At 59.6% G+C, this 24,007-nt stretch carries 23 protein-coding genes and 1 tRNA gene; 9 read left to right on the forward strand and 15 right to left on the reverse strand.

From position 1 onward, the window contains the following. Positions 1-178 precede the first annotated feature (178 nt). The 4 genes from CLV87_RS20030 to CLV87_RS20045 all read right to left on the reverse strand — a co-directional run bounded on the left by CLV87_RS20030 (position 179) and on the right by CLV87_RS20045 (position 4,268). Positions 179-1,966 (reverse strand): ABC transporter transmembrane domain-containing protein, encoded by a 1,788-nt coding sequence (locus CLV87_RS20030; protein ID WP_099249045.1) that lies wholly within the window; start codon positions 1,964-1,966, stop codon positions 179-181. A 288-nt stretch (positions 1,967-2,254) separates the two neighbouring features. Then, positions 2,255-2,328: transfer RNA gene (locus tag CLV87_RS20035), tRNA-Gly, on the reverse strand. Positions 2,329-2,364: 36 nt separating this feature from the next. Further along, on the reverse strand, positions 2,365-3,039 hold the full coding sequence (locus CLV87_RS20040; protein WP_099249047.1) for an SOS response-associated peptidase: 675 nt from the start codon (positions 3,037-3,039) through the stop codon (positions 2,365-2,367). 20 nt (positions 3,040-3,059) lie between these two features. Continuing rightward, on the reverse strand, positions 3,060-4,268 hold the full coding sequence (locus CLV87_RS20045) for a class I SAM-dependent methyltransferase (protein ID WP_099249049.1): 1,209 nt from the start codon (positions 4,266-4,268) through the stop codon (positions 3,060-3,062). 17 nt (positions 4,269-4,285) lie between these two features. Between CLV87_RS20045 and CLV87_RS20050 the strand changes: the two genes are divergently transcribed. The 5 genes from CLV87_RS20050 (at position 4,286) to CLV87_RS20070 (ending at position 8,107) form a co-directional block, all read left to right on the forward strand. Further along, complete coding sequence (locus tag CLV87_RS20050) at positions 4,286-4,903, forward strand: flavodoxin family protein (protein ID WP_235872001.1); 618 nt, start codon at positions 4,286-4,288, stop codon at positions 4,901-4,903. Between the two features lie 382 nt (positions 4,904-5,285). Beyond that, positions 5,286-6,491: a helix-turn-helix domain-containing protein gene (locus tag CLV87_RS20055; protein WP_099249053.1), complete on the forward strand. Its 1,206-nt coding sequence runs from the start codon at positions 5,286-5,288 to the stop codon at positions 6,489-6,491. Between the two features lie 184 nt (positions 6,492-6,675). Continuing rightward, the gene (locus CLV87_RS20060; RefSeq protein ID WP_099249056.1) at positions 6,676-7,035 is read left to right on the forward strand and encodes a glycine zipper family protein; all 360 of its coding nucleotides are present in this window, start codon (positions 6,676-6,678) and stop codon (positions 7,033-7,035) included. 11 nt (positions 7,036-7,046) lie between these two features. Further along, positions 7,047-7,259, forward strand: coding sequence for a hypothetical protein (locus CLV87_RS20065; protein WP_099249058.1), 213 nt, complete (start codon positions 7,047-7,049; stop codon positions 7,257-7,259). Further along, positions 7,256-8,107, forward strand: coding sequence for an SDR family oxidoreductase (locus CLV87_RS20070; protein ID WP_099249060.1), 852 nt, complete (start codon positions 7,256-7,258; stop codon positions 8,105-8,107). The genes CLV87_RS20065 and CLV87_RS20070 overlap by 4 nt, the downstream gene beginning before the upstream one ends. A gap of 270 nt (positions 8,108-8,377) precedes the next feature. Here CLV87_RS20070 and CLV87_RS20075 read toward each other — a convergent pair whose 3' ends face one another. After that, positions 8,378-9,538, reverse strand: a complete 1,161-nt coding sequence (locus CLV87_RS20075) for a helix-turn-helix domain-containing protein (RefSeq protein ID WP_166652803.1) — start codon at positions 9,536-9,538, stop codon at positions 8,378-8,380. 343 nt (positions 9,539-9,881) lie between these two features. On the opposite strand from CLV87_RS20075, the gene CLV87_RS20080 reads away from it, so the two are divergent. Continuing rightward, positions 9,882-10,208: a hypothetical protein gene (locus CLV87_RS20080; RefSeq protein ID WP_133840855.1), complete on the forward strand. Its 327-nt coding sequence runs from the start codon at positions 9,882-9,884 to the stop codon at positions 10,206-10,208. 353 nt (positions 10,209-10,561) lie between these two features. Here the strand turns inward: CLV87_RS20080 and CLV87_RS20085 are convergent, their stop codons facing one another. Together CLV87_RS20085 and CLV87_RS20090 are read right to left on the reverse strand one after the other, a co-directional pair. Next, positions 10,562-12,181: a choice-of-anchor L domain-containing protein gene (locus CLV87_RS20085; RefSeq protein WP_099249065.1), complete on the reverse strand. Its 1,620-nt coding sequence runs from the start codon at positions 12,179-12,181 to the stop codon at positions 10,562-10,564. Between the two features lie 643 nt (positions 12,182-12,824). Next, positions 12,825-13,124, reverse strand: coding sequence for a DnaJ family domain-containing protein (locus CLV87_RS20090; protein ID WP_099249067.1), 300 nt, complete (start codon positions 13,122-13,124; stop codon positions 12,825-12,827). 148 nt (positions 13,125-13,272) lie between these two features. On the opposite strand from CLV87_RS20090, the gene CLV87_RS20095 reads away from it, so the two are divergent. Continuing rightward, positions 13,273-15,156 carry an acyl-CoA synthetase gene (locus CLV87_RS20095; protein WP_099249069.1) on the forward strand — a complete coding sequence of 628 codons (1,884 nt, stop codon included), beginning with the start codon at positions 13,273-13,275 and terminating at the stop codon, positions 15,154-15,156. 143 nt (positions 15,157-15,299) lie between these two features. Here CLV87_RS20095 and CLV87_RS20100 read toward each other — a convergent pair whose 3' ends face one another. From CLV87_RS20100 to CLV87_RS20135, 8 genes are all read right to left on the reverse strand, one after another. Continuing rightward, positions 15,300-15,620, reverse strand: a complete 321-nt coding sequence (locus CLV87_RS20100) for an ArsR/SmtB family transcription factor (RefSeq protein WP_235872002.1) — start codon at positions 15,618-15,620, stop codon at positions 15,300-15,302. 102 nt (positions 15,621-15,722) lie between these two features. Then, positions 15,723-16,961 carry a mandelate racemase/muconate lactonizing enzyme family protein gene (locus tag CLV87_RS20105; protein WP_099249071.1) on the reverse strand — a complete coding sequence of 413 codons (1,239 nt, stop codon included), beginning with the start codon at positions 16,959-16,961 and terminating at the stop codon, positions 15,723-15,725. A gap of 113 nt (positions 16,962-17,074) precedes the next feature. Then, a complete protein-coding gene (locus CLV87_RS20110) occupies positions 17,075-18,280 on the reverse strand; it encodes an MFS transporter (RefSeq protein ID WP_099249073.1) in 1,206 nt (401 codons plus the stop codon). Positions 18,281-18,283: 3 nt separating this feature from the next. Next, positions 18,284-19,609 (reverse strand): lyase family protein, encoded by a 1,326-nt coding sequence (locus tag CLV87_RS20115; RefSeq protein WP_099249075.1) that lies wholly within the window; start codon positions 19,607-19,609, stop codon positions 18,284-18,286. A 12-nt stretch (positions 19,610-19,621) separates the two neighbouring features. Continuing rightward, positions 19,622-20,329, reverse strand: coding sequence for an alpha/beta fold hydrolase (locus CLV87_RS20120; RefSeq protein WP_099249077.1), 708 nt, complete (start codon positions 20,327-20,329; stop codon positions 19,622-19,624). Then, positions 20,330-21,118, reverse strand: coding sequence for a 3-oxoadipate enol-lactonase (pcaD, locus tag CLV87_RS20125; RefSeq protein ID WP_099249079.1), 789 nt, complete (start codon positions 21,116-21,118; stop codon positions 20,330-20,332). Positions 21,119-21,337: 219 nt separating this feature from the next. Then, positions 21,338-21,796 carry an FKBP-type peptidyl-prolyl cis-trans isomerase gene (locus CLV87_RS20130; RefSeq protein ID WP_099249081.1) on the reverse strand — a complete coding sequence of 153 codons (459 nt, stop codon included), beginning with the start codon at positions 21,794-21,796 and terminating at the stop codon, positions 21,338-21,340. Positions 21,797-21,896: 100 nt separating this feature from the next. Continuing rightward, on the reverse strand, positions 21,897-22,295 hold the full coding sequence (locus tag CLV87_RS20135) for a VOC family protein (protein ID WP_099249083.1): 399 nt from the start codon (positions 22,293-22,295) through the stop codon (positions 21,897-21,899). Between the two features lie 153 nt (positions 22,296-22,448). Between CLV87_RS20135 and CLV87_RS20140 the strand changes: the two genes are divergently transcribed. Continuing rightward, complete coding sequence (locus CLV87_RS20140; RefSeq protein WP_099249085.1) at positions 22,449-23,129, forward strand: haloacid dehalogenase type II; 681 nt, start codon at positions 22,449-22,451, stop codon at positions 23,127-23,129. After that, entirely contained in the window at positions 23,129-23,947 is an 819-nt protein-coding gene (locus CLV87_RS20145; protein ID WP_099249087.1) for an alpha/beta fold hydrolase, read from the forward strand. The genes CLV87_RS20140 and CLV87_RS20145 overlap by 1 nt, the downstream gene beginning before the upstream one ends. The last annotated feature ends 60 nt before the right edge of the window (positions 23,948-24,007 follow it).

Below are 24,007 nucleotides of genomic sequence, written 5' to 3' on the forward strand. Positions count from 1 at the left end.
CTGAGTTTCTTCTTGGCGAAAATACTCCGGGGGAGGCCGCTTTGCGGACGGGGGCAGCGCCCCCAACCCGCTCGCGGCACGCGCAAATCCCTCTTGGGGTTTCCTCCTAAGGGAGATGATGGGACGCCGCTCGCTCTTGCAGAGCATCGCCCCGCCCACCATCCCGTAGGCCAGCGCTTTACCCGTCGGTAAACTGCATTTTGGCCAGACGCGCATAAAGCCCGCCTTTGGCCACCAGCGCATCGTGCGTGCCTTGGGCCACGATGCGGCCCTGATCCATCACCACAATACGATCCGCCTTTTTCACCGTCGCCAAACGGTGCGCCACGATCACCGTGGTGCGATCGGCTGACAAAGTGTCCACCGCTTCTTGCACGGCGCGCTCACTTTCAGCGTCCAGCGCCGAGGTGGCCTCGTCCAGCAGCAGCAACGGCGCGTCGCGCAGGATGGCGCGGGCAATGGCGACCCGTTGTTTTTGGCCACCCGACAGCATCACGCCGCGCTCACCCAGCCAGGTGTCATAACCGTCCGCCAATTTGGTTAGGAAGTCATGCGCGGCGGCGGCCTTGGCGGCGGCCTCGACCTCGGCATCGCTCGCTCCGGGGCGGCCAAAGCGGATGTTTTCCCGCGCGCTCGTGGCAAAGATCATCGGCTCTTGCGGGACCAGTGCGATATGGCTGCGGAAATCATGGCGGTTGAGGTCGCGCAAAGCCACATCATCCAGCGTCACCACCCCGGATACCGGATCGTAAAAGCGCTGGATCATCTGGATCATCGTGGTTTTGCCAGCGCCCGAGGGACCAACCAGCGCCACGGTTTCACCGGGCTCAATGCTCAGCTCGATATCGTCCAAAGTCGCCAGATCGGGGCGCGACGGGTAGGAGAAACTGACCTTGTCAAAGCGGATCGCCCCGCGCACCGGACTGGGCAGGGATGCGGGCGCATCAGGGTCTTGCACGCTGTCCTCGGCCTGCAACAGCTCGACCAGACGCTCGGTCGCCCCAGCGGCGCGTTGCAGCTCTCCGAACACTTCGGACAGAGACCCAACCGCCCCGGCCACCAGCACCGACAGGATGACAAATTGCACCAGCGTGCCGGCGCTCATCCCGCCTGCGCGGACATCCCAGGCCCCGATCCACAGCACACCGACCACGCCGGTAAAGACCAGAAAGATCACGATGGCAGTCATCAGCGCGCGGGTCCAGATGCGTTTCTGGGCCGAGTCAAAACTCTTTTCCGTCACATCGCCAAAGCGGCTGCGCGACAGGGTTTCGTGGGTAAAGGCCTGCACGGTCTGCACCGCACTCAAGGCCTCAGAAGCATTGCCCGAGCTTTCAGCGATCCAATCCTGGTTCTCGCGGCTCAGCTGACGCAAACGACGGCCAAGCACCAGAATGGGCACAACCACGGCAGGCACAATCAGCAGCACCAACCCAGTCAGTTTCGGCGAGGTAAAGAGCATCAGCACCAACCCGCCGCTGAACATCAGCACATTGCGCAGCGCTACCGAAACCGACGAGCCAATCACCGACAGGATCAACGTGGTGTCCGTGGTGATCCGGCTCAGCACTTCGCCAGTCATGGTTTTCTCGAAAAAGGCCGGGGACAGGCCGATGACCCGATCAAACACTGCCTTGCGAATATCGGCGACAACACGTTCACCAAAGCGGGTGACCAGCGCGTAACGCAAAGCCGTGCCCACGGCCAGCGCGGCGGCAATCGCCAAAGCCGCGCCAAAATAGCGATCCAACAGAGCGCCATCCTCGACGCTGAAATTATCCACCACCCGGCGCACCGCCATCGGCAGGATCAGCGACAACGTGGCGGTGGTGATCAAAGCCAGCAGGGCGGCAATCATCTGGCCACGATAGGGGCGCATGAAAGGCCACAGCGCGCCCAGCGATCCCAATTTCTTGGATTTCTCGCGGTCTGCCTCGGCTGAGGTCATCGTCGTGCCACGGGCCATGTATGCGTCCTTTGCAAATAGCTGTCAGGGGGTTTTGCCATCTCTGGCCCCCGGGTCAAGCGCTGAGATGACGCGGGCGGGCAATTGCAGGGCGCTCTGTGGGCCTCAGGCTTGTCCTTTCGCTCATGGCGAGCGTTGGCCTCGCGCAACTCGCCTCCAAATTCCGTTGACGGAATTTGCAAATTTCATCGATGAAATTTGGACCCGCGCGCCGCATACACGCGCCAGATATCACGCGCGCACCCAGAGGCAATCGCCTGCGCGGCCCACCAGATCTGTAGGGGAGTTTGGAGCGGGTAGCGGGAATCGAACCCGCACCTTAAGCTTGGAAGGCTCTTATGATACCATTTCACCATACCCGCAGCGAAGACAGGGTTTAGGCCAGAGCGCGGGCGGCGTCAACACGCATCAGGTGGAATTTCTTCGATCAACTGCGGCCCGCTGGCCCGGTTGGAATTCACCTCTGTGCGGACCCTGTGAAAGGTGATGACATCCTCCTCAGCGGGTTGCATGAGCGTTGCCGCACCATGCCCCTCTTCGCCCAGCCATTTGCCCCAATGCTGCGGCTCCAGGATCACTGGCATCCGGTGATGAATCCTGGACATCACCGCATTTGCCGCCACCGTCACCATGGCGCAGGTTCGCAGCCGCGCCTCCTCGGGCCCCCAATCCTGCCAGATCCCGGCAAAGACCATCTGCGCGCCATCCTTACGGGTAATATACCAGGGCAGGCGGTTGCCGGCCTCATCCTTGCTCCATTCATAAAACCCGCTACAGGGGATCAAACATCGCCTCTGGCGACAGGCCTCGCGAAAGGCGGGTTTTTCGGCGATGGTTTCGGCGCGCGCGTTGATCAGCAGCGGCCCGCCGCTTGGCTTGTCATACCAATGCGGGATGAATCCCCAGCGCATGGCGCGCAGCTTGCGCCGATCTTCACCGGGTTCGATCACATGGATCTGGGTGGTCGGGCAGGTGTTGAAATTGGGCACCTCGGGCAGGTCATTGGCCGGGCTGGCGTCAAACAACTGCGCCATGGCCTCATTGGGCAGGGTGGTGGCAAAGCGTCCACACATGGGTGACCTCCCTCAGCTTATTAGGGGTTCTTCCCAAGGTTCCCCAAGCCAGAATATTTCAACAAGCCCCAGCCACAAAGCGCCTTTTCCACCGGGGCCCAGGCCATGCCAAATGCCAGCGCATCCATGCGCGCACCCGCCGCGATCTGTTCCAGCGAGCGTCGCCCATCAATCCCCGCGATCAATCCCGCCGCTGCCTTGGGCAATGTGAACGTGCTGCGCACCCCATCTGACCCAACCGGGATCGGTTTGCCCTGCGCCACCGCCTTGGCCAGCGCCCCGGCCTGAACACCGCTCAGATGTGGCACCAGTTTGCGATTGCTGCCCTTGGCGGGTTTGCGATCCTCACCCGCAGGCACCGCATAGCCCACATGCAGCCGGATGGTGCCGGTCAACTGCTCTGCCACCGCCATGGCCGCGCCGTCGCTCATGCCCTCGGGGCGTTTGCAAATCCGCTCCAGATCATAAAGCGCCGGGGTGACAAAGCTTTGTAACTGCCAGCCGGTTTTCTCGAATGTCTCCAACAGCTCCGCCACCGAATAAGACCGATCCTGCCCATGCAACAACAGATCATAAAACCCGGCATCCGAGGCTTTGTGATCGTTCAAATTCGGATTGCTCTTGAACGGGTGGCCCTCGGGCAACCCTTCGACAATCTTTTGCGCCGCCTTCAGCCGCTCTTGCGGGGCCATCCCCTCAAACAGCGCGCCAAACCCGCCCTGCAACGGGTACACGCCAGAGCGCCCATAGGGCGCATAGACCATAAAGCCAAAGCCGCCCCCCGGTGCCAAGGCAGCGCGCAAGGCGGCAAAGCCGGCCTCGGGGTCGGGCAGGTGATGCAGCACGCCGCAACTGTCGATATAGTCAAATTCACCGTAATCCGGCGCATCCAGCAAACTGCCGGTCTCAAAACGAATGCCGCTCAACCCGCGCGCTTTCGCCCGCGCCTCGGCCACAGCGCGCGAGGCTTTGGAAAGATCCACATAGGTGATCTCATAAGGCGCGCCAGCATGGCTCAATACCTGCGCGAGCTGGATCAATCCATCCCCGGTGCCGCCACCGGCGACCAAAACCCGCAAGGGCTGGGACCAATCGCGCTGGCCGCCCCATAAATAATGATCCATTTCAATCGGATGCGAGGGCGAGCCGGTGATCAGCCGTTTGGCCTCATCCGCGGGATCACGTTCGGGGTAGGGATAGGCTTCGTATTGTTCCTTGACCGTGACCATGGGGCTCTTTCGCTCTTGTGACTGGCGCGACAATCGCCCAATTTGCCGTTATGACGCAAGCCGATACACCGCTCATCTGCCTTCCTTGGTTTTCCGAAACCGGTCATGTGCAATCCTTGGCGCAGGAAATTGCCGCCGGGGTGGACGCCTCTGGCGCCCGTACCGTTACCATGGATGTCACCGATCTTTCCCCCGCAGATTGGCAGGCCCTGGACGCCGCCAGTCTTATCGCCTTTGGCTGCCCAACCTATATGGGCTCCACCCCGGCACGCTATTCCCTGTTTCTCGAAGAGGCAGCAAGCGCTTGGCCAGACCTGCGCTGGCAGGACAAGCTGGCCGCCGGGTTTGTCAGCGCCATCCACCCGTCAGGCGACAAGCTTTCTGCCCTTTCGCGCCTATCGATCTATGCGGCGCAAATGGGCATGATCTGGGTTGGCCAAACCGCCATTGGCGCGCCGGTCTATCCGGACCGCCAAGGGCTGAACGCCGATGGCAGCTGGCTTGGCCTCATGGCCACGGATAGCGGAGAGACCTTGCGCCCAGAGGACGCCCAAACCGCCCGACACTTCGGCACCCGCCTGGCACAGATGGCGGCCCGGTGGGAGCGTGGAAGTGTAAATATCCGCGCTAACTGATGAGCCTAGTCACCAGTAAATGAAATTCTCATCATCGAGATAACGCCCCGGATCGCTTGCGATCCGGTTCGCGCTCATGCCAGAGGCATGCTTCCAGCATGATCCCGCCCGTCAAACCAAAGGTTTGCCTTCGGCAAAGCGGCGGGCGCGAATTGGTCTCTACGTTTCAATTGGATGCACTGTAATCTAATACCACCACCCAGTCGCTAAGGTTAGACGCGCCCACCCTCGGGATCGGGCGCGAACCTCTCGTTTGGGATGATTACAAGTGAGGCGCATTATCCGCGCCCCGCCTAACTAACCTGCCAACCCCATTGCATCCCCCCTCCACCCGGATACACTACGCCCAAGCCCCCATTTCCACGCGCCCAAGACATTCCAAATGATCGACATTTCCATCGCGCCTGACGACCTCTGGCTGTTCTCCGGTTCCATGATCTCTTTCGCGCTCTGCATCTTTGTGCTGCTTGGCCTCTTGCTCAAGCTGCGCGATACCAAGAGCCACCGCATGTTCGTATGGGCGATGATCGGGTTTTTCTCCATCAACGCCGCCGACCACCTGGCCGAGCTGATCTATAACCCCTTCATCTGGGGCCCGGAATGGCTGTTCCAATGGCACGAAATCTTTCTGCCCTGCTTCATGATCGCGCTCTATTTCTTTGTCCGTGGCCTCACCAGCGCCGCGCCAAAGCTGATCCGGCGCGACTGGCTGCATCTCATCCCGATTGCCCTGTCCTTCCTCTGCCTGTCACCTGCGCTGCTCTTGCCCGGAGAGATCCGCCGCGACCCCGAGGCGCATGGCCTCACTCAAGACCACCTTGACCTGATCCAACTGGGGGATGATGCATTCTGGACACTATGGGTGGTGACCGTCCTGATCTACGGCACCCTCTGCGCGCGCAAGCTCATCCAGCACAAACGCAACATTCGCGACGTGTTTTCCGATCTGACGGGCAAGACGCTGGCCTGGCTCGACGCGCTGGTTGCCACCATCCTGATCCTGTCGCTGATCGTGATCGTGGACGAGGTGCTTGACCTTTTGAACTATCCCGAGATCCGCTTTGGCCCCACCGAATTCCTGTACGATCTGGTGCTGGTCTTTTCCTTTGGCCTCTTTGCTCTGCGCGCTGTGCCGCCCTTGCCGGGTTGGACCAGCGCCGTGCTGGAGCCGCCGGTGATCGAGACAGCCACACCTGCGCCGCCCTCGCCAAAACCTGATCGCTATGCCCGTTCTGGCCTGACACCCGAAGATCTGAACCGCTACGCTGATCGTTTGACCCAACGCATGGAGGTCGGCCAGCTCTGGCGCAATCACGCGCTTAGCCTGCGCGCGCTGGCCTCTGAAATCTCAATCCCTTCGATCCACCTGTCCGAGGTGCTGAACACCAAGCTTGGCATGTCCTTTTACGACTACGTGAACCAATGCCGCATCCGCGACGCTTGCGAGTTGCTGGCCACCACCAGCCACACGATTCTGGAGATCTCCGAGACGGTGGGGTTCAACTCGAAATCTACCTTCAACACCAGTTTCAAAAAGGTGACCGAGCAGACGCCCTCGCAATGGCGGGCAAAACATGCGCGAAAATGATCAGCGACCCCATTCTGTAACTGTCAGTAAAATATAAGGAATTTCCCAAATCCGTACGGGCCAGCTTGTCCGTACGCCCGTCCCAGCCGGTTCGGACGATCTCCATCCCCCTCGTTGACTATCTCGGCGTCACAGCAACACCGCCGCCCCCAAACGCGGCGCTTTACAGTCAACGAGGACTCATATGAAAGCTCTGATCACACTCCCGCTTGTTGTCGCAATTGCGGCCTGCTCCAATAGCGGCGCGAATTACCAACCCATTCTGGACGGCCCCAAAGACGCCGCCTATCAAAGCGATCTCGCCTCCTGCCGCGCCCTGGCCAAGAACCAGACCCAGCTCAACCGCCGGACCATGGGCAAAGCCGCCATCGGGGCCGGGATCGGCGCGGCGCTGGGCAGCGCGGATGACGAGGGCGACGCCACAGGCGGGGCCATTGCTGGCGCTCTGGCTGGTGGCCTGACAGGTGTCGGCGACGCGCGCGAGAAAAAGCAGTCGATCCTGATCAACTGCATGCGTGGCCGCGGCCATAACGTTGTTGGATAAGGGGGCGCAAAATGGCTAACATCCTGAGCATCCGCGCCTGCCGTTTCCAGGCCCTGCATGATTTGCTGACCGGAGCTGTGTCTCTGCCGCTCAACGCCTCTGTGGCGGGGCGCGATGCTCTGGATGACACCCGTCCTGCGGCGCGTCTGGCCGCCGCAGGCTTTACCACTTTGTTCAATCAGGTCGTGCCCAGCGACCGCGCCAGCGAGGGCTATGTGCGATGAAACATGTCTTTATTGCCGGGGCCACCGGCTATCTCGGCCGCCATCTCTGCGCGGAATTTCACGCCAATGGCTGGCATGTCACCGCGCTTGTCCGCTCCAAAAGCAAAGTCACCGATCTCCCCGCCGACCGCATCGTCGAGGCCGAGGCCACTTGGCGCGAAACCCTGCATGGCACCATGCAAGGTATTGATCTGGTTGTTTCTGCGCTGGGCATCACCCGCCAGGCCGATGGGCTGAGCTATTGGGATGTGGATTACCAGGCCAATCTCAACCTGCTGGACGAGGCCGTGGCCAGCGGCGTCGCACATTTCGCCTATGCCCATGTGCTTCATGCTGACCGGATGAGCCACGTCCCCCTTGTCGCCGCCAAAAGCGCCTTTGTCCGCAAGCTGCAAACCGCTCCGATATCCCATACGGTCATCGCCCCCACCGGTTATTTCTCGGACATGTCCGATTTCTTTGACATGGCGCGGCAGGGGCGGGTCTGGCTGTTTGGCTCTGGTCAATTGCGGATCAACCCGATCCATGGGGCAGATCTTGCTCATGCCACCCGACAGGCGATTGAGGCGGGCGAAACCTGGCTTGATGTGGGCGGCCCCGATATGTTCACCCATGAGGATCTGGCCAAGCTCGCCTTTGACAGCCTTGGCAAATCACCCCGCATCACCCATCTCCCCGATTGGACCCGCCGCCTGGCCCTCAGGGTGATCCCACATGTCACCCCCCGCCACATCTCTGGCCCTGCGCAGTTCTTCCTCTCAGCCATCGGGTTGCCCATGACCGCCAAACCCCACGGCACCCGGCATTTGGACGCGTTTTTCGAAAGCAAGGCGCAGCAGGCCGATTAGGGCCTGTGGACAATCAGCATAGATCATCAGCGCGAGACCCATTTTGCCGCTGACAAGGCGATTTTCCCGCAGCGATCTGGTTGATCGGCAGGGGAAATCAACGAAGGCAAAGGCAAAATGGGCCGCGCAGCTCCGCTGTTTCGCCAAAATTGCTCATTTCGTCGTTATTTTCGCTCGCATTAGCCCGCTAGTGCTGCGCTCAAATGCCTAAAACTGAGCAATTTTGGACTGAAACTGATGATCTATGGTGAATGTCCACAGGCCCTAGTTCTACTTGCGCAGGTCTGACGGCGTCTTACCGGTTTCCCGCTTGAACGCCTTGTAAAAGGCCGAGCGGGAGTTGAACCCGACATCATAGGCGATGACCAGAATGGTTTCTTCGGTCTGGGTCAGCTGTTTGATCGCGTCCTGAATGCGATAGCCATTCACCAGGTCAAAGAAATTCTTGTCCAGATGCGCGTTCAGCGTCTGCGACAGATAGTGGGAATTCACGCCAACATGTTTGGCCAGATCCCACAGCGACAGGTTCGGATTGCGATAGAGCAAATCCTCTGACATCGCCGCCTCGATCTTTTCGGCGATGCGCTGGGCGCGGGTCTCATCCAGGGCGGATTTCTCGTATTTCGGCTTGGCCGGTTCCTCGGGCGGCAGGCGGTCATCCGTGTGGGATTGGATCAACCCAGGCCGTTGCCGCAACCCCCAGATCCCCAGCACCCAAAACAGCGCAAACAGAACCAGACTGTTCAGCGCCAGTGCCTCGGCCTCGAAATCCGCCGCGCTCAGGGCCCCGGCCCAGATCGACGCGCTGTGCAGGATATTGACCAACAGATAGAGACCCGCCGACAGCATAATCACCCAGATCCAGGTCAGCTCCTTGTTTTCCGTGCTGGCAAACACCTCTTTCAAACGCGCCTGATAGGTGGTCAACCGGCGGATCGTCAGATAGATATAGATGCCAATCATAACCTTGAAACTCAGATCCGCCACCAGCACCAGCAAAGCGATCAACAACAGGCCCGGCATCCTAGGGTCATCCTCGGCAATCTCTGCATTCACCAGATCAGCAGGCATGAACAGAGCGGACCAGAAACACAGCACCACAAACACAATCGGCAGGATGTGGCGGCGCAGTCTCGGGACGCGTTCCAGCTCGCCCTCGCTGGTCAGGCCGCGCACATAGAGCCAGAACAGAAACGGGCTGGCCACTTCGAACCCGCCCACAAGCAGCGCAAGTCGCAGCGCAAAATCCGGTGCCCCCTCGCTCTCTGCCCATAACAGGGCACCGCTGGCCAGGCCCTTGAACAGAAACAACAGCGCCAGCGGCACATAGACCCAGGCATCGCGCCGCCGCAGCAGCAAGAGATTGGCGCAAAACAGGCAAAAGCCGGCTGTCGCAAGGGTCAGGGCAGTTTCAATCGAAGCAAAAGTCATCTCGGAACCTGTCTCATACGCTGCGCAATACCGCGACCCCGGATTGCCAGCCATGGTGGAGTTAAGCAACCGCCCAAACCGTCAAGACGCGCGGCGTTTCGACAGAACGGTCCTGCCGCATCTCCCCCATTCTTGTCGTCTCTCTCAACCGGCAAGGACAGGACAGCACGGTTTTTCCACCTGTCTCGACCGCTAATTTGTCCTTCCCGTTGGAAGGAGACGACAGCACTGCCCCCCGCCGCCTATCTGCACAGGCAACCGAAGCCGGTCGATCCGTCAGGGCCGCAAACCCCAAGACAGACAACCGGCCAGCGGTGGGAAACGACAGACTAAGAGGAAAATTATGTACCTTCGTTCCATCCAACTGCCTTTGATGGGGCTGCTAGCCCTCAGCTTTCTTGTTGCCTGTGGTGAATCCAAACAGCAGCTGGCCAAGGCCCAAACCTATAGCTGCACCCAGCTCGCCCGCGAGATCGGCAAGCGCGAGCAGCGCAAAACCTCGGCGCAGGTTGACGGTTTCGTCAATAACGTCGAGTCGATCTTCGCCAAGGATAAAGAGGTCCGCACCGCCGCCGATATCGAAACCGGGGTCAACCTCGTGGATGAGATCGACGCCACCAAATCCCTCAAGCAACTCGAAGGCATCTACCGCGCCAAAGGCTGCCACTGACAGAGCACCCGCGCAGCCCACCACCGGGCTGCGCACCCCCGAGCAAAAACGCCGACTATAATCCCCTTACCTTAGGGTCAGGACCCATTAAGTCACAACGCTCAGTTCATCTGATTTTGTTCCAGAGTAGGCATATGCCCGCCGGAATAGTGGTTCTATTTCAAGGGTATATAACGCAGGTTGGAGCAAAATCAGTTGAACCCGAAGGGCATGGAGAAATACATGCTCTCAGTGGCTCGATTTTCTTGCCAAGGCAACCAGCCTTGTCTGCGAAATTCAACCCTCTGACAACACGCATTTTTCCATGCTGAGCATTGCGAATTAATGGGTCCTGACCCTAGGGGTGCATCGGTTCAGGCGACGGTCCGCCGCGCGCAGGAAACTGGTTTGGCCAAGCCGGACCCAAGCCGCGGGAGTAAGGCGGTTTCGAAAGGTTTTAGGGCAAGCCGCGCAGATTGCATTTTTGGTGCCTTCAAATGCCGTAGGCCCGGCAACAGACCAAACAGCTCTTCCTGATAGGTTTCGTCAAAACTCCGCGCAGTTTCAGGGCCTGCCAAATAGCTTTCGCTCCGCATACCGTCACCGACAATAATTTCATGGCGCTCAAGCAAAAGGTGAAAATACACTACGTCCTTGCCTGACGGATCAAGAACAATTCCTTTCCCGTCGACAATGTCACAAGCCCTTGCCAAGGCTTCCTTTTCGCCAAAGAACAGCTGCAAGCCACTTTGTTTGAGCAGCAGGCGATGATTGCGCGACACCCATGTCGTGCGCGAATTCCCCAAAGCACCTTTTTCAATCCGAACGGGCGCATCCATCCCCACCGCCTTTCTGATCGAACGTCCAATCCAGACAAGGGGTTGCGGCCCCCGATCCACGGTTTCCACCAGATCACCGACCTTGAGATGCTGAACCGGAACTCCGCCGCGCGGTGTCCGGATGCGGGTGCCAAAGGTGAAACAGGGGGCGGTTGTGATCAGATTGACATGGCCGACATCGGTGTTTCCCAGGTCATCCTCGACCGTGTATGTGAAAAAGTCTTCGCCAACCTCGCTGCCAGAACTGGCGAGCACCACACCTTCAGACGTCACCTGGATGGTTTGCCCGGTCGAAAGCACGATTGTGTCACCTACATTGACGGGCTGCCCGTTAATGTGGGTGATCGACATTTGCGCACCAGTGGCTGAGGTGTCATTGGCTAAGAGGTTATGGTTGACGTCTTCACCCAGTCGCACATGAATCTCGTCATCCTCAGCAACCAAAGCGGTCTGTACGGAATCCGCAGCAATCAAAAGGTTGCTGTCATATGAGCCGTCACCGCCGTCAGCGATGCCGATCTTGATCGAGTTGGTCACCCCGGGATTGACCGGAGCCTTTAGCGTCAGCGTGACGGTAAACCCGTCCATTTCGGTATTGTAGGTATCGCTGGTGTCGGCGTTGTCGATGTATAGGTTCGAATTGTCGACATCATTGATTTCATCAATGGAAATATTGCCTGTCCCAACGGATAGCTCGGCTTCGACCCCATTGACCCAAACCCCCACAGCGTCATTGAAACCACCATCCACAAATTCGAGATATTCCTCTGAGGAAAATACAATCTGCATGGTCAACGTGCTGCCATCAGGAACAAAGTCCGCTTCAAATACGGCTGCGTCAAAGGTGGTCTGACCTGAAATCGCATCGAGATCGGCATCGCCTGCCGTATTGTTTATTGTTGAGGTGTCAGCTGCGATATTCACGTCACCGGAGCTATTGGTAATGTCGGCGGCATTCCCCGTCGACAAGATGACACCGGTATCAGATGGCGTAATTCCTGGCGCAACACTGTCACCGTTCGAATAGGTGCCAGAGGCCGTGGCGGCTCCGGTATAGGTTGCGGAAACCACTGTAACACCATTGCCAAACATGGTGTCCGCCATATCCATGGCACTCGCGCTGCTATCAATTGGCAACTCGCTGGCGGTTGGCATCACTCAATCCTGTATTCACAACACGAAAGCTGGATAGCTTACGCACGTTAAAATTGGGGAAAGAGCGGGGCACAGGTCGAACAACTTTACGGGGGAAAAAGCCGAAAGCGCCGGTCTAAAGCGGTGACTTAACCTCTCCTAACCGATTTTAACCAAAGAAATCTCTGAGCGCGCGATCCAAGTGGTAACAGGCCGGGCAATCTCCCCCAAACGCGGGCAGAATCGGACAGATTGGCAAAATGGCTTGATCCGGGGCCCCGTGAGGGTCAGGACCCACTAAGTCACAACGCTCAGTTCACCAGATTTTGTTCCAGGCTAGGCATATGACCGCTGGAATAGTGGTTCTATTTCAAGGGCATATAACGCAGGTTGGGACAAAATCCGGTGAACCCGAAGGGCATGGAGAAATACACGTTCTCAGCGGCTCGATTTCCTTGCCACGGCAACCAGCCTTGTCTGCGAAATTCAAACCTCTGATAACACGTATTTTTCCATGCTGAGCGTTTTGACTTAGTGGGTCCTGACCCTAGGCGGGGGCAATCTCTGCAAAATTGGGGTGGTTTTGTACCGATTGCCCCGTTGCGATAAGGGCGAGCGATCCGTTACCGGCAGCGTGCGGTCTGTTAAAACCGGCGTAACGGGCTCAGCCTTTGCGGGCGATTTCAAGCCGCGCCTCTAGCAGCGACATCTCCGAAATCAGCTTGCGACGTTCGGTTCGATCGGTGGTTTCCAGCAGTTCCGCGCGCAGTTTCGCCAGCTCTTGGCTCAGCGAAACAAACTCGGGAACCGTGCCATTTTCCTTTAGAATCCGGTGCATTACCGCATTGTCTGGGTCATCACATTTCGGCAGCGGCTTGCCCGCACCCGCCAGATTGTCAAAGGCCCCCTCGCGGTCGGCCTTTTGAATCTTGGTATTGATGAGATCGATCAGCGGATGGTCCATTCCTTCCTTTTGCCACCTCCCCCCACAAAAGTCACCCACCCCAAAACGCTGCGTCAAAGCCCCATTGCCCCAACGTCGCAAACCCTTGCGCCATTGGGATAAAATCCACAGTATACAGGCCAGCGAGTAACGGGGAGGAAGGGCAACCATGGCTTATGCGAGCATGGACGACCGCAATGCAATTGAACAAGAAATGCCATGGGGTGATCGGGATATTCCGGTCAGTCTCTATGGCCAACTCTGCAAAATTGCAGGGAAGTTTCCGGATCGGCCCGCCACCAGTTACCAATTAATGTCCGGGGCCAAGGACAAGGCGGACACGGTCACCTGGCAACAGATGAAAGACCGGGTCACCCAAAGCGCCAACATGTTCCGCAGCCTTGGCATTGGCGAAAACGATGTGGTGGCCTATGTGCTACCCAATTGCTCTGAAACGATTTATACCCTTTTGGGCGCGGCAGTAGCCGGGATCGTCAATCCGATCAACCCACTGCTGGAACCCGAACAGATCGGCTCGATCCTGCGCGAAGTGGATGCCAAGGTTGTCGTGACGCTCAAGGCCTTTCCAAAAACCGATGTCGCGCAAAAGGTCGCCGAAGCCGTGCGCCACGCGCCGCATGTCCACACAGTGATCGAGATCGACCTTAACCAATATCTGACACCGCCCAAATCCTGGATCGTGCCTCTGATCCGACCCAAGAATGACGGCAATACGCATGTGGATGTGCTTAATTTCAATAAGGAAATTGCCAAGCACAACACCACGCTCGATTTCGAGGACAGCACCGAAGACCGCATCGCGGCCTATTTCCACACCGGCGGTACGACCGGCATGCCAAAGGTCGCTCAGCACCTTTATTCCGGCATGAATTACAATGGCTGGCTTGGCGCGACGCTGCTGTTTGACGAGACCGACAACATCATGTGCCCGCTGCCGCTGTTCCATGTCTTTGCGGTGCATGTGATCCTGATGGCGGCCCTGCATTCCGGTGCACATGTGGTGTTTCCAACACCGCAAGGCTATCGCGGCGAGGGCGTGTTCGATAATTTCTGGAAGCTCTGCGAGCGCTGGAAAATCAGTTTTATCATCACTGTTCCTACAGCCGTCTCCGCCTTGATGCAGCGCCCCGTGGATGCCGATATTTCTTCTGTAAAAACAGCGTTTTCCGGCTCGGCCCCGATGCCAATGGAGCTTTTCAAACGCTTTGAAAAGACCTGCGGAGTTACCATTTGCGAAGGCTATGGCTTGACCGAAGCCACCTGCCTTGTCTCGGTAAACCCACCGGAAGGGGTGAAAAAGGTCGGTTCGGTCGGCATTCCCTTGCCCTATAACAACGTCAAGATCCTCAAGACAGCAAATGGCGAACCGGTGGAATGCGCCGCGGATGAGATTGGCGAGATCTGCATCTCGAACCCCGGGGTTTTTGCGGGCAGCACCTATACCGAGACCGACAAGAACAAGGACCTGTTCCACTACGGCACCTATCTGCGCACCGGCGATTTGGGGCGGTTGGACGAGGATGGCTATCTTTGGATCACTGGCCGGGCCAAAGACCTGATCATTCGTGGCGGTCACAATATTGACCCGGCAGAGATCGAAGAGGCCCTGCTGGCGCATCCCGCCGTTGCCTTTGCCGGTGCCATCGGGCAGCCGGATTCCCATGCTGGTGAGCTGCCTTGTGCCTTTGTCGAACTGGTTGACGGGGCCGAGGTCAGTGTCGAAGAACTGCTGGAACACGCGAAAAAGCATGTTCACGAACGCGCGGCCCATCCCAAGCATCTGACAATCCTGGATGAATTGCCCAAAACCGCTGTTGGCAAAGTGTTCAAACCGGATCTGCGTAAGAACGCGATCACCCGGGTCTATAACGGCGCTTTGGAAAAGGCGGATTGCCCGGCGCGCGTGGTATCGGTCATGGATGACAAGAAACGCGGTTTGGTGGCACAGCTCGAGGCCAATGGCGCGGATGATGCGCAGGTTGGCACGGTTCTGGGGGCCTTCGTTCGGCCTTGGGAATGGGCCGAGGCGTAACACTCTCAGTCAGGGGCGCGGTGACAAAAGTTTTGCAAAACTTTTGCAAATTCCGTCGACGGAATTTGGTGGCGCGCACCTGACGCGATCGCGCAAGTAAAACCCAAAGAAACAGCCGCGCTGGATATCAGTTGCGGCTGTTTTTATGCCCCGGCTTTGGCGCAGAACATCTCGTAAAGCAGGGAAATCACGCGGCTGGTATCGTCATTGGCCAGGCTGTAATAGATCGTCTTGCCGTCACGCCGGGTCGAAACCAGCCCCTCTTCGCGCAGCCGGGCCAGCATCTGACTGACCGCCGCCTGGCGTGTGTCCAACAGCGCCTCAAGCTCGCCCACCGATTTTTCACCCGAGCCGAGATGACACAGGATCATCAACCGTCCCTCATGGGCCAGCGTCTTTAGAAAAGACGCGGCATGCTGAGCATTGGTGGCCATTTCCTCGGGCGGGGCTGGGGGTTTGGGCATTTGGTTCACGAGGTGCGGTTCCCTGTTGGATTTCGCGACAAGATAAACATGCTTTGCCCAAAATGCGAGGGGTGGATTGAATTTGCGAGATTGCGGCCTCGGTTACGCGGTATCGCGTGGGGCCGGTGCCCCGCCTTCGAACAGGTTGCCGTTTTTGTAATCACAAGGATCGTCCTGCATCTGCAGGTGCAACCCATCGCCCTCATAGGGATTTGCGCGGGCCAGGTCTTCATCGACCTCGATCCCAAGCCCCGGAGCCGTGGGGGCGGTGACATAGCCATCTTCGACCCGGATCGTGCTTTTGATCAGCGCGTCATGAAAGGGGGTTTCGATGGTTTCGGCGATCAGCAGGTTGGGAATGGCCACGCCGAGATGGATATTTGCCGCCCATTCCACCGGGCCAGCATAGAGATGCGGGGCCATTTCGGCATTAAAGCTTTCCGCCAGAACCGCCAGTTTGCGCGCCTCCCATATGCCGCCGACACGGCCCAAAGCCGGTTGCAGGATCTTGGCCCCGCCCGAACGCAGAACCGTGGCAAATTCGGCGCGGGTACACATGCGTTCCCCGGTGGCGATGGGGATGCGGACAGAATTCGCAACCTGTTCAAATTCAAGCAGATTGTCAGGCGGGATCGGCTCTTCGTACCAGAGCGGGAGGTAGGGTTCCAAGGCTTGTCCCAGTCGGATCGCGCCCGAGGTGTTGAACTGGCCATGGGTGCCAAAGAGCAGGTCTGCCTTGTCCCCCACCGCGTCGCGAATGGCGCGGCAAAAATCGACCGAGCGGGTGATATCGGACATGGCGGGCTGGTGGCCGCCGCGCATGGTATAGGGGCCAGCCGGGTCGAACTTCACCGCCGTATAGCCGCGTGCCACGCAATCCGCGGCGGCTTCGGCGGCCATATCTGCATCGCCCCAGAATTCGGGCAGGGGATGATGATCCAGCGGATAAAGATAGGTATAGGTGCGGATGCGTTCATTCATCATCCCGCCCAGCAGCGCCCAGACCGGACGGTTGCGCGCTTTGCCCAGAATGTCCCAACAGGCCATCTCAAACCCCGAAAACGCGCCAATCACTGTCAGATCAGGGCGTTGCGTAAAGCCCGAACTATAGGTGCGGCGGAACATGCGTTCGATGTTCTCCGGGTTTTCGCCAAGGATGTAGCGCTGGAACACGTCCGTTATCACGGCGCGCATCGCCTCGGGCCCGACGCTTGAAGCATAGCATTCGCCCCAACCTGTGATCCCGTCCTTGGTGGTCAGCTTGACCAGTATCCAATAACGCCCGCCCCAACCGGGGGCAGGGGGGGCGGTGACGATGATATCAAGATCGCTGATCTGCATGGCGGCCTCGGGTCTGATGTGTCGGTTCAATCGGGGCAAAGAATGCCCGCCTAGAGAGTGATCTTTGCAGCATGACCCGAGCCGTCATGCAAGAAAACGACAGAAAGCGGCGTTTACGACCTTTGTTGTTGTGACGCCGGGGCAAGGAACAGCGCCAAGGTCAGCACCGTCAGTAACAGCGCCACCAAAAAAGGGGCAGGAGGGAAGTAGATGCCGGTTTCGGCGCGGGTGAAATGGGCAAAGGTCGCGGTCATCAACAAGGGCGCGATGGCCATGGCGATGGCCGAGGTCGAGCCAAGCAAGCCCTGCAATTCACCCTGCCGCGATGGGCCAAGCCTTTGGGACAGGATCCCTTGCATGGCCGGAGAAAACGCCGCGCCCAAAGCCGCCAACGGGGTGAGGATCAGGGCCAGCTGGCCCGAGGTCACAACCGACAACGCTCCATAGGAAATCCCGGAGAACACCAGACCGAACAGAGCTGTACCGCGGTTTCCAAGCCGGTTGATCAGGCTGCGGATCAACACGCCCTGCACCAGAACCAAAGACACGCCAAAGATCGCCAGTGACACGCCGATCATGCCGGGCTCCCAGCCAAAACGCGCTTTGCCGAAATAGGCCCAAACCGCCGGATAGACGGCGAAACTGACCTGATAGAGGAAGAACCCGATCAACCCGCGCCCAACGCCGGGCAGGTGCGACATGGCGAGAAAGGCCGAAAACGGGTTGGATTTGCGCAGGACAAAGGGGCGGCGGATGGCGTCGGTAACGGTCTCGCGGAACACCGCCCAGCCGAGCAACCCGTTTGCGCCTGCCAGAAGCGCGGCAGCCCAGAACGGGGCGCGGGTGCCATATTCGCCCAGCACACCGCCGATCAACGGCCCTAGGATAAAGCCAAGCCCGATGGCCGCCGAGATCAGGCCAAAGCCCTGCGCCTCTTTGCCCGGCTCGGCAAGGTCGGCCATGGTGGCCGAGGCGGTGGCATGGGTGGCGGCGGTGATGCCGCCAATGAGGCGACCAATCAACAAGAGCCAGAGCGTTCCGGCCAAGGCCATGACCACGTAATCCGCCGCCATGACCGCCAGCGACACCAACAGAACCGGTCGGCGGCCCAGCCAGTCTGACAGATTGCCCAAAAGCGGCGAGAACAGGAATTGCATGACCGCAAAGGCGGTGGTCAAAACCCCGCCCCACAGCGCCGCATCAGACAGGGTTCCGCCAGTGACCTCGGTGATGAGGTCGGGCATGACCGGCATGATCAACCCGACGCCCATCGCGTCGATCATCACGGTTGCCAAGAGGAAGACGGCGGTGAGGTTCATCGATCAGAGCGCGGCCGCGGCTTGCGCAAACCTGCGCGCCTCATCCGGGGCGGTGCCCAATTGCTGGGTCATGTCGAACAGGGTTGCAGGCAGGTCCGCATGCGCCTCTTTGGCAATGCTGGCCAGATCCTGGCCGGTGTCCCGCGCCTTGGCACATAGGGTCTTGGTCTCGGCCTGCGCCTCTGGGCGTGGCATCTTGGCAGCAAGGGCAAAGCTCAGCGCCTCGGCCAGAACAAACCCGCCGGTTTCATCAAGGATCTCGGACATGCGGGCGGTATTGGGGCTAAGACCGCCGCTCACAGCCTCGGCCTGCGCCAGCGCGGCAGCGCAGCATTGGACCAATTGCGGAAAGGTCAGCCATTCGGTGAACCATGCGGCCCCGTCGCGCTGTTGGCGATGCAGCGCCGCGCCTTGCAAGGTCGTGTTCAACCCTTGCGCATGACGGGCCAGTGCAACCAAAGCAGAGGGCAGCACAGGGTTTTGTTTTTGCGGCATGGTGGAGGATCCGCCAGCCCCGCCCAGTGTTACCTCGCCAATGCCGGAATGGGTGGCGAGGATCAGGTCCTCGCCAAGCTTGCCCAAGGCAATCGTGGTGCGGGCCATCCAATCGGCCTGTAGCAGGATCGGGCCGCGATCGGAATGCCAGCTGCGCCCCGGGTCCTGCAGGCCCAGCTTGGCCGCCAGTTCAGCACGCAGGGCAATCGGATCATCACCCAGCGCCGAAGCCGTGCCAGCCGCGCCGGAGAGAGAGACCAGCAAGGTCTGCGCGCGCAGCTCTGCCAGGGCCTCAAGCTGCGCAATCAGCGGCCAGCCCCAACTTGCCACTTGCGCGCCAAAGCTGGTGGGAACGGCGTGCTGCCCATAGCTGCGCGCGGTCATCGGCGTGTCAGCATGGGCTTGGGCGAGTTTGGCCAGATTGGCGAGGATGGCGCGCAAATGCGCCTCCATCATGCCAAGGGCACGCTTCATGCGCAGCATCAGGGCGCTGTCCTGAATGTCTTGCGAGGTCGCGCCCCAATGCAGATATTGCCCGTGTTCGGGCGCTTGTAGGGCTTTGCGAAAGGCGGCGACAAGGCCGGGAACCGTCACGCCGTTCTGGCCACAGGACTCGGCCAATCCGGCTGGGTCGATCTGCAGCTCAAGGCTGGCGCGGTGTAGGGCCTGGGCGCTGAGCTGCGGGATCGTGCCCGCCTCGCCCTGAACCAAGGCCAAGGATCCCTGAACCAGCATCATCGCGCGGATTTCGGCGCTGTCGGAAAACAGCTTGCCGATGTCTCCGGCGGGAAAGAGAGTATTTAGGTGCAGGCTGTCAAAGGGGGTGGCGGGCATAGAGGGCTCCGGTCAGGTCTGGGCGATCTGGTGCAAGAGCGCGGCAAGGCGATCCGGCATCGAAAAGAAAGGTGAATGAGAGCTGGGCAGGCTGTAGCGGTCACACTCGGGCAGGGCGGTGGCCATCTCGCGCTGAAATTCGGGCGGAATGGCCCGGTCATCGTCACAGGTGATATAGCTGCGCGCCACCGAAGCGTAGTTTGCGCCGAGATCAGCGGGGGTTTCCTGCGGCAGGATCGGCTGTGGGCACAGGTTTTGCAGCGCGTAGTCCACCGCTTCGGGACAATCGTGATAGAATTTGTCCTGCGCCATGCTGGGATCAAACCCCATGGTGATGCGGTCCGGCGCAACCTGAAAGGCCTCGGCCAAGGGCTGGCGCGGCGCTTTGCGGCGTTGATCGGCCAGGCCAAGCCCGGGCCAGGGGATATAGGAACAGAGATAGACCAGCCGCGCGATATGGCTTGGGTCCAGCTCGGCGGCGCGGGAAATCGGGAACCCGGCCATGGAATGGCCCACAACAATGCTGGGCGCGTCCAGAGCCGCTACGATGGCGCGCGCGTAAAGGTCAAGCGTCACATCCGCCGCCGGCGTAGTATCCGCCCCGTGCGAGGGCAGGTCAATGGCCTTGGCCTCATGCCCGAGGGCCTGCAATTCAGGGATCACATCGCGCCAGCACCAGGCCCCATGACACGAGCCGTGGATCAGCACAAAGCGCGCCATTCAGACCAGCCCTTGCGATTTCAGGAAGCCGGTCAGCACTTCGGCATATTCTTCGGGCTTTTCGACGCAAGGAAGATGTCCCGCCCCGCGGATCAGATGGAATTGCGAGCCAGGGATCAGATCGGTCATTTCACGCACCAGATCCGGTGGGGTCGAGCCGTCTTCGGTCCCGGCAATGCCAAGCGCGGGCAGGCGCAGGCCGGATGTGGATGAGATGAAATCAGTTCCTGCAATCGCCGCAGCACAGCCAACCCAACCGGCCACGGGGGTTTGCAGATGCAGGTTCTCCCAGGCGGGGTAATCCGGTGTCTGGCGGAATTTCTTAGAGAACCAGCGCGTCATGGTGGCCTCAAGCGCTGCCTCAAGCCCGCCTGCTTCGACGGTTTTGATCCGGTCCTCCCACATGTCGCGGGTGCCGATTTTGGCGGCTGTGTTTGACAGAACCACGGCCTTGACCAGATCAAGGCGTTTCGCGGCCAGCCCTTGGGCAATCAACCCGCCAATAGAGAGGCCGACAAAGACGGCATCCTTGAACCCGGTCATCTGCATGAGTTTTTCCGCGTCGCCAACCAGCGCGCCCATGGAATAGCGCCCCTCGGGCGTGTCAGACAGGCCATGACCACGCTTGTCATAGCGCAGGATGCGCAGACCAGCGGGCAAGAGCGGCATGATCGGATCCCAAAGCCGCAGGTCTGTCCCCAGCGAATTGGCAAAGACCACCGGCACCCCATCATCAGGCCCATCAATCCGGTAATGCAATTTGAATTTACCCATATCGGCCATATGCATGGCATGCCCTCCCTGTCGCGTTTCGGGTTTGACTGACCCAGCAGGAACCACTTAACGCGTTAATGTCTTTGATGCCAGACAGCGTTAAGCGATGTGACAACAACCAGCAACGTTTTTATGTGGCCCAAGATGTAGCCGTTTGGCGCAGGCGATGGCAACCAAGGCCAAAGAAAAAGGCGGGGTGACCCCGCCTTTTTCAATTCAGTTCCGAAGGGCGCTCTAGCTACCACACCCACAGGATTCGTCGCCACATCCGACCGAGACCAGCTCCAGTTCAAAGGTCAGATCCTTGCCCGCCAGCGGGTGGTTGGCGTCCAGGGTGACTTCGGTTTCGGTGACTTCGGTGACGGTTACAGGCATGACCTGACCGGTGGGAGATTGCATTTGCAGCTGAATACCAACCTCAAGCGGGATATCGTCGGGGATGTTTTCGCGCGGGATGGCCTGAACGGCGCGGTCATCCTTTTGACCATAGGCCTCGTCCGCAGGGATATGGATGGTTTTCTTTTCGCCAACGGACATGCCATCGACACCTTTGTCGAAACCGGGGATGACCTGACCAGAGCCCAGTTTGAATTCCAGCGGGTCGCGCCCGGCGGAGCTGTCAAAGGTCGAACCGTCATCCAGGGTGCCGGTGTAATGAATGCGAACGGTATCGCCGGATTTGGCTTGTGTCATCTTGGCCTCGTTTTTCGGGAAATGAATGGACGAGGCCGGACCGCCCGGGTGCTCGTATGGGCGCGCACCCTATGAGACCCGGACGTGATTTGCAAATGGCTTAGCCCTGTTCCGCCGGGGCAGCCGGGGTCATGATGCCAACAGGCGCACCGGTCGGGTCGGCGATGATGGCAATGCGGCCGATGCCCGGCACGTCAAAGGCAGGGCGGCGGATTTCGCCCCCGGCGGCAACCGTGGCCTCGACCGAGGCATCCACATCATCCACCGCGATATAGGTAAACCAATGCGGCGGCACACCGTTCAGATGTTCGAGCAGGCCCAGATCCATCAGGCCGCCGACGGGTTGGTCGCCCTGCATGGCGATCCAATAGACGCTGCCGGTTTCGGGGTCAGGCATGGAGTCAAAACTCCAGCCGCAGAGGTCGGAATAATAGGCCTTGGCCTTTTCGACATCGCGGGTCATCAGCTCGTTCCACCAGATTTTACCGTGGTTTGACATGGTCACTCTCCTTGAACATTACTCGGGTTATTGGAAATTCGATGACCCAAGGCTAACACATTGGTGTGAGACTGCGCGGGTAATCGCGCCTTTGACCTTTCGCTCCTGCCGAAATCTGTCAGGGTGGCGGGCGGCAATTCTGGAGGGGACCCCATGACCATCACCACCTGCATCTTTGACGCCTATGGCACCTTGTTTGATGTCGCTGCAGCCGCCCGTGTCGTGGCCGAAGAGCCGGGGCGCGAAAAGCTGGCGGCGGTCTGGCCGCAAATCGCCGCGGATTGGCGGGCCAAACAGTTGGAATATAGCTGGCTGCGCGCGGTGGCGGGCACCTATGTGCCGTTTTGGGAGGTCACCAAGGACGGGCTGGATTGGGCGATGGAGCGGGCCGGGTTGCAAGATGACCTTGAGCTGCGCGAACGCCTGCTGGCGCTTTATTGGGAATTGCCCGCCTATAAGGAGGTGCCGTTTATGCTGGCGCATCTGAAGGCCGCCGGGAAAAACTGTGCGATCCTCTCCAACGGCAATAAGGATATGCTTGAGGGCGCGGTGGATAGCGCCGGTGTCGGCACCTATCTGGACGCGCTGATCTCGGTGGACAAGGTCGAGACTTTCAAACCCGCCCGCGAGGTTTATGATCTGGTCGGCGCGCGGTTTGGCTACGCGCCCGAAGAGGTGTTGTTTGTTTCCTCCAATGGCTGGGACGCGGCCCATGCCGCGGCATATGGTTTCAACACGGTCTGGGTGAACCGCATGGGCTTGCCAATGGATCGGTTGCCGGGCAAACCGGGGCGCGTTCTTAGCGACCTCAGCACGATACCGGAGCTTGTTTGATGCCACGTTTTACCACATCCGATGGGATAAGCCTGTTTTTCACGGATGAGGGCGAGGGGCTGCCGATCCTGTGCCTGTCGGGGCTCAGCCGCAATGGCAAGGATTTCGACTATGTTGCGCCTTTGCTGGATGGCGTGCGCTTGATCCGGTTGGATTATCGCGGGCGCGGACAGTCGGATTGGGCCCCGCATGAGACCTATTCGATCCCGGTTGAGGGGCGGGATGCGGTTGAGTTGTTGGATCATCTGGGGATCGAAAAAGCGGCGGTGCTGGGCAGTTCACGCGGTGGTTTGATCGCCATGGGTCTGGCGGCAACAGTCAAAGACCGGCTGCTGGGGGTGGCCTTGAACGATATCGGCCCGGAAATCGCGGATAAGGGGCTGGATGTGATCAAGGATTACCTTGGTAGACGCCCGGTCTGGAAGACTATGGAGGCAGCGATTGCCGCGCGTCCTAAGGTGATGGCCGGATTTGCCAATGTGCCCGCAGAGCGCTGGAAGCGCGAGGCGGAGACGCATTACCGCGAGGTCGAAGGGGGGCTGGACATCACTTATGACCCGAAGCTGCGCGACGCGGTTCTGGCGGACGGGGCGCAGGTGGTGCCGGATCTTTGGCCATTTTTTGATGCGCTGGGCGGGTTGCCATTATGCCTGATCCGGGGGGCAAATTCGGACCTCTTGTCGGCGGCGTGCTTTGACAAGATGGTGGCGCGGCGACCGGATGCGCAGGCGGTGCAGGTGGCTGACCGTGGCCATATCCCGTTTCTGGATGAACCCGAAGCGGTGGAGGCCCTACGCAATTGGATTGCGATGATGTGACGGGAGCGGCGCTGTTTTCAGCTGGCTGAAAAGGCGCCCCGCCCACCGTCCCGACAGGCA

Origin of the sequence: Pelagimonas phthalicica (genome assembly GCF_004364805.1) — a bacterium.
Lineage (GTDB): Bacteria > Pseudomonadota > Alphaproteobacteria > Rhodobacterales > Rhodobacteraceae > Pelagimonas > Pelagimonas phthalicica.

Excerpts from the sequence above, each read along its gene's own strand:
- CLV87_RS20115 (WP_099249075.1), bottom strand. The coding sequence starts at position 19,609 with ATGCCCGCCACCCCCTTTGACAGCCTGCACCTAAATACTCTCTTTCCC.
- CLV87_RS20080 (WP_133840855.1), top strand. The coding sequence starts at position 9,882 with ATGTACCTTCGTTCCATCCAACTGCCTTTGATGGGGCTGCTAGCCCTC.
- CLV87_RS20095 (WP_099249069.1), top strand. The coding sequence starts at position 13,273 with ATGGCTTATGCGAGCATGGACGACCGCAATGCAATTGAACAAGAAATG.
- CLV87_RS20075 (WP_166652803.1), bottom strand. The coding sequence starts at position 9,538 with ATGACTTTTGCTTCGATTGAAACTGCCCTGACCCTTGCGACAGCCGGC.
- CLV87_RS20140 (WP_099249085.1), top strand. The coding sequence starts at position 22,449 with ATGACCATCACCACCTGCATCTTTGACGCCTATGGCACCTTGTTTGAT.
- CLV87_RS20130 (WP_099249081.1), bottom strand. The coding sequence starts at position 21,796 with ATGACACAAGCCAAATCCGGCGATACCGTTCGCATTCATTACACCGGC.
- CLV87_RS20045 (WP_099249049.1), bottom strand. The coding sequence starts at position 4,268 with ATGGTCACGGTCAAGGAACAATACGAAGCCTATCCCTACCCCGAACGT.
- CLV87_RS20105 (WP_099249071.1), bottom strand. The coding sequence starts at position 16,961 with ATGCAGATCAGCGATCTTGATATCATCGTCACCGCCCCCCCTGCCCCC.
- CLV87_RS20090 (WP_099249067.1), bottom strand. The coding sequence starts at position 13,124 with ATGGACCATCCGCTGATCGATCTCATCAATACCAAGATTCAAAAGGCC.
- CLV87_RS20135 (WP_099249083.1), bottom strand. The coding sequence starts at position 22,295 with ATGTCAAACCACGGTAAAATCTGGTGGAACGAGCTGATGACCCGCGAT.
- pcaD (WP_099249079.1), bottom strand. The coding sequence starts at position 21,118 with ATGCATATGGCCGATATGGGTAAATTCAAATTGCATTACCGGATTGAT.
- CLV87_RS20100 (WP_235872002.1), bottom strand. The coding sequence starts at position 15,620 with ATGCCCAAACCCCCAGCCCCGCCCGAGGAAATGGCCACCAATGCTCAG.
- CLV87_RS20030 (WP_099249045.1), bottom strand. The coding sequence starts at position 1,966 with ATGGCCCGTGGCACGACGATGACCTCAGCCGAGGCAGACCGCGAGAAA.
- CLV87_RS20070 (WP_099249060.1), top strand. The coding sequence starts at position 7,256 with ATGAAACATGTCTTTATTGCCGGGGCCACCGGCTATCTCGGCCGCCAT.
- CLV87_RS20055 (WP_099249053.1), top strand. The coding sequence starts at position 5,286 with ATGATCGACATTTCCATCGCGCCTGACGACCTCTGGCTGTTCTCCGGT.
- CLV87_RS20040 (WP_099249047.1), bottom strand. The coding sequence starts at position 3,039 with ATGTGTGGACGCTTTGCCACCACCCTGCCCAATGAGGCCATGGCGCAG.
- CLV87_RS20065 (WP_099249058.1), top strand. The coding sequence starts at position 7,047 with ATGGCTAACATCCTGAGCATCCGCGCCTGCCGTTTCCAGGCCCTGCAT.
- CLV87_RS20120 (WP_099249077.1), bottom strand. The coding sequence starts at position 20,329 with ATGGCGCGCTTTGTGCTGATCCACGGCTCGTGTCATGGGGCCTGGTGC.
- CLV87_RS20060 (WP_099249056.1), top strand. The coding sequence starts at position 6,676 with ATGAAAGCTCTGATCACACTCCCGCTTGTTGTCGCAATTGCGGCCTGC.
- CLV87_RS20110 (WP_099249073.1), bottom strand. The coding sequence starts at position 18,280 with ATGAACCTCACCGCCGTCTTCCTCTTGGCAACCGTGATGATCGACGCG.
- CLV87_RS20085 (WP_099249065.1), bottom strand. The coding sequence starts at position 12,181 with ATGCCAACCGCCAGCGAGTTGCCAATTGATAGCAGCGCGAGTGCCATG.
- CLV87_RS20145 (WP_099249087.1), top strand. The coding sequence starts at position 23,129 with ATGCCACGTTTTACCACATCCGATGGGATAAGCCTGTTTTTCACGGAT.